Source organism: Acinetobacter legionensis, from assembly GCF_057165765.1.
This window is the reverse complement of the sequence record NZ_JBWLXM010000001.1, coordinates 1-3,541: the sequence shown is the minus strand read 5'-3', so window position 1 is coordinate 3,541 and position 3,541 is coordinate 1. Positions and strand designations below refer to the sequence as shown.

General features: G+C 43.4%; 6 protein-coding genes and 1 pseudogene. 4 read left to right on the top strand and 3 right to left on the bottom strand.

Annotation, left to right across the window (positions count from 1 at the left end; genetic code table 11):
* The first annotated feature begins 198 nt into the window (after positions 1-198).
* From AC2G3J_RS20160 to rzpD, 3 genes and pseudogenes are all read left to right on the top strand, one after another.
* Positions 199-522 (top strand): annotated as a pseudogene (locus tag AC2G3J_RS20160) (phage holin, lambda family).
* Positions 506-982 carry a glycoside hydrolase family 24 protein gene (locus AC2G3J_RS20155; RefSeq protein ID WP_000229403.1) on the top strand — a complete coding sequence of 159 codons (477 nt, stop codon included), beginning with the start codon at positions 506-508 and terminating at the stop codon, positions 980-982. The pseudogene AC2G3J_RS20160 and the gene AC2G3J_RS20155 overlap by 17 nt, the downstream one beginning before the upstream one ends.
* The gene (gene rzpD, locus AC2G3J_RS20150) at positions 979-1,440 is read left to right on the top strand and encodes a prophage endopeptidase RzpD (protein ID WP_000092275.1); all 462 of its coding nucleotides are present in this window, start codon (positions 979-981) and stop codon (positions 1,438-1,440) included. The genes AC2G3J_RS20155 and rzpD overlap by 4 nt, the downstream gene beginning before the upstream one ends.
* A gap of 31 nt (positions 1,441-1,471) precedes the next feature.
* Here the strand turns inward: rzpD and bor are convergent, their stop codons facing one another.
* Positions 1,472-1,765, bottom strand: coding sequence for a serum resistance lipoprotein Bor (bor, locus tag AC2G3J_RS20145; protein WP_000738492.1), 294 nt, complete (start codon positions 1,763-1,765; stop codon positions 1,472-1,474).
* Between the two features lie 289 nt (positions 1,766-2,054).
* A complete protein-coding gene (locus AC2G3J_RS20140; protein ID WP_012775990.1) occupies positions 2,055-2,465 on the bottom strand; it encodes a DUF1398 domain-containing protein in 411 nt (136 codons plus the stop codon).
* 285 nt (positions 2,466-2,750) lie between these two features.
* Here AC2G3J_RS20140 and ybcW point away from each other — a divergent pair, with 285 nt between their 5' ends.
* Positions 2,751-2,957 carry a protein YbcW gene (ybcW, locus tag AC2G3J_RS20135; RefSeq protein ID WP_001031427.1) on the top strand — a complete coding sequence of 69 codons (207 nt, stop codon included), beginning with the start codon at positions 2,751-2,753 and terminating at the stop codon, positions 2,955-2,957.
* Between the two features lie 164 nt (positions 2,958-3,121).
* Here ybcW and AC2G3J_RS20130 read toward each other — a convergent pair whose 3' ends face one another.
* Positions 3,122-3,316 (bottom strand): YlcI/YnfO family protein, encoded by a 195-nt coding sequence (locus AC2G3J_RS20130; RefSeq protein WP_001421937.1) that lies wholly within the window; start codon positions 3,314-3,316, stop codon positions 3,122-3,124.
* Positions 3,317-3,541 lie beyond the last annotated feature (225 nt).

Genomic DNA, 3,541 nt, shown 5'->3' with positions numbered 1-3,541 from the left:
GTGTTTGTTAGTCGCTTTTTTTTTTTGGAATTTTTTTTTTGGAATTTTTTTTTTGCGCTAACAACCTCCTGCCGTTTTGCCCGTGCATATCGGTCACGAACAAATCTGATTACTAAACACAGTAGCCTGGATTTGTTCTATCAGTAATCGACCTTATTCCTAATTAAATAGAGCAAATCCCCTTATTGGGGGTAAGACATGAAGATGCCAGAAAAACATGACCTGTTGGCCGCCATTCTCGCGGCAAAGGAACAAGGCATCGGGGCAATCCTTGCGTTTGCAATGGCGTACCTTCGCGGCAGATATAATGGCGGTGCGTTTACAAAAACAGTAATCGACGCAACGATGTGCGCCATTATCGCCTAGTTCATTCGTGACCTTCTCGACTTCGCCGGACTAAGTAGCAATCTCGCTTATATAACGAGCGTGTTTATCGGCTACATCGGTACTGACTCGATTGGTTCGCTTATCAAACGCTTCGCTGCTAAAAAAGCCGGAGTAGAAGATGGTAGAAATCAATAATCAACGTAAGGCGTTCCTCGATATGCTGGCGTGGTCGGAGGGAACTGATAACGGACGTCAGAAAACCAGAAATCATGGTTATGACGTCATTGTAGGCGGAGAGCTATTTACTGATTACTCCGATCACCCTCGCAAACTTGTCACGCTAAACCCAAAACTCAAATCAACAGGCGCCGGACGCTACCAGCTTCTTTCCCGTTGGTGGGATGCCTACCGCAAGCAGCTTGGCCTGAAAGACTTCTCTCCGAAAAGTCAGGACGCTGTGGCATTGCAGCAGATTAAGGAGCGTGGCGCTTTACCTATGATTGATCGTGGTGATATCCGTCAGGCAATCGACCGTTGCAGCAATATCTGGGCTTCACTGCCGGGCGCTGGTTATGGTCAGTTCGAGCATAAGGCTGACAGCCTGATTGCAAAATTCAAAGAAGCGGGCGGAACGGTCAGAGAGATTGATGTATGAGCAGAGTCACCGCGATTATCTCCGCTCTGGTTATCTGCATCATCGTCTGCCTGTCATGGGCTGTTAATCATTACCGTGATAACGCCATTACCTACAAAGCCCAGCGCGACAAAAATGCCAGAGAACTGAAGCTGGCGAACGCGGCAATTACTGACATGCAGATGCGTCAGCGTGATGTTGCTGCGCTCGATGCAAAATACACGAAGGAGTTAGCTGATGCTAAAGCTGAAAATGATGCTCTGCGTGATGATGTTGCCGCTGGTCGTCGTCGGTTGCACATCAAAGCAGTCTGTCAGTCAGTGCGTGAAGCCACCACCGCCTCCGGCGTGGATAATGCAGCCTCCCCCCGACTGGCAGACACCGCTGAACGGGATTATTTCACCCTCAGAGAGAGGCTGATCACTATGCAAAAACAACTGGAAGGAACCCAGAAGTATATTAATGAGCAGTGCAGATAGAGTTGCCCATATCGATGGGCAACTCATGCAATTATTGTGAGCAATACACACGCGCTTCCAGCGGAGTATAAATGCCTAAAGTAATAAAACCGAGCAATCCATTTACGAATGTTTGCTGGGTTTCTGTTTTAACAACATTTTCTGCGCCGCCACAAATTTTGGCTGCATCGACAGTTTTCTTCTGCCCAATTCCAGAAACGAAGAAATGATGGGTGATGGTTTCCTTTGGTGCTACTGCTGCCGGTTTGTTTTGAACAGTAAACGTCTGTTGAGCACATCCTGTAATAAGCAGGGCCAGCGCAGTAGCGAGTAGCATTTTTTTCATGGTGTTATTCCCGATGCTTTTTGAAGTTCGCAGAATCGTATGTGTAGAAAATTAAACAAACCCTAAACAATGAGTTGAAATTTCATATTGTTAATATTTATTAATGTATGTCAGGTGCGATGAATCGTCATTGTATTCCCGGATTAACTATGTCCACAGCCCTGACGGGGAACTTCTCTGCGGGAGTGTCCGGGAATAATTAAAACGATGCACACAGGGTTTAGCGCGTACACGTATTGCATTATGCCAACGCCCCGGTGCTGACACGGAAGAAACCGGACGTTATGATTTAGCGTGGAAAGATTTGTGTAGTGTTCTGAATGCTCTCAGTAAATAGTAATGAATTATCAAAGGTATAGTAATATCTTTTATGTTCATGGATATTTGTAACCCATCGGAAAACTCCTGCTTTAGCAAGATTTTCCCTGTATTGCTGAAATGTGATTTCTCTTGATTTCAACCTATCATAGGACGTTTCTATAAGATGCGTGTTTCTTGAGAATTTAACATTTACAACCTTTTTAAGTCCTTTTATTAACACGGTGTTATCGTTTTCTAACACGATGTGAATATTATCTGTGGCTAGATAGTAAATATAATGTGAGACGTTGTGACGTTTTAGTTCAGAATAAAACAATTCACAGTCTAAATCTTTTCGCACTTGATCGAATATTTCTTTAAAAATGGCAACCTGAGCCATTGGTAAAACCTTCCATGTGATACGAGGGCGCGTAGTTTGCATTATCGTTTTTATCGTTTCAATCTGGTCTGACCTCCTTGTGTTTTGTTGATGATTTATGTCAAATATTAGGAATGTTTTCACTTAATAGTATTGGTTGCGTAACAAAGTGCGGTCCTGCTGGCATTCTGGAGGGAAATACAACCGACAGATGTATGTAAGGCCAACGTGCTCAAATCTTCATACAGAAAGATTTGAAGTAATATTTTAACCGCTAGATGAAGAGCAAGCGCATGGAGCGACAAAATGAATAAAGAACAATCTGCTGATGATCCCTCCGTGGATCTGATTCGTGTAAAAAATATGCTTAATAGCACCATTTCTATGAGTTACCCTGATGTTGTAATTGCATGTATAGAACATAAGGTGTCTCTGGAAGCATTCAGAGCAATTGAGGCAGCGTTGGTGAAGCACGATAATAATATGAAGGATTATTCCCTGGTGGTTGACTGATCACCATAACTGCTAATCATTCAAACTATTTAGTCTGTGACAGAGCCAACACGCAGTCTGTCACTGTCAGGAAAGTGGTAAAACTGCAACTCAATTACTGCAATGCCCTCGTAATTAAGTGAATTTACAATATCGTCCTGTTCGGAGGGAAGAACGCGGGATGTTCATTCTTCATCACTTTTAATTGATGTATATGCTCTCTTTTCTGACGTTAGTCTCCGACGGCAGGCTTCAATGACCCAGGCTGAGAAATTCCCGGACCCTTTTTGCTCAAGAGCGATGTTAATTTGTTCAATCATTTGGTTAGGAAAGCGGATGTTGCGGGTTGTTGTTCTGCGGGTTCTGTTCTTCGTTGACATGAGGTTGCCCCGTATTCAGTGTCGCTGATTTGTATTGTCTGAAGTTGTTTTTACGTTAAGTTGATGCAGATCAATTAATACGATACCTGCGTCATAATTGATTATTTGACGTGGTTTGATGGCCTCCACGCACGTTGTGATATGTAGATGATAATCATTATCACTTTACGGGTCCTTTCCGGTGAAAAAAAAGGTACCAAAAAAAACATCGTCGTGAGTAGTGAA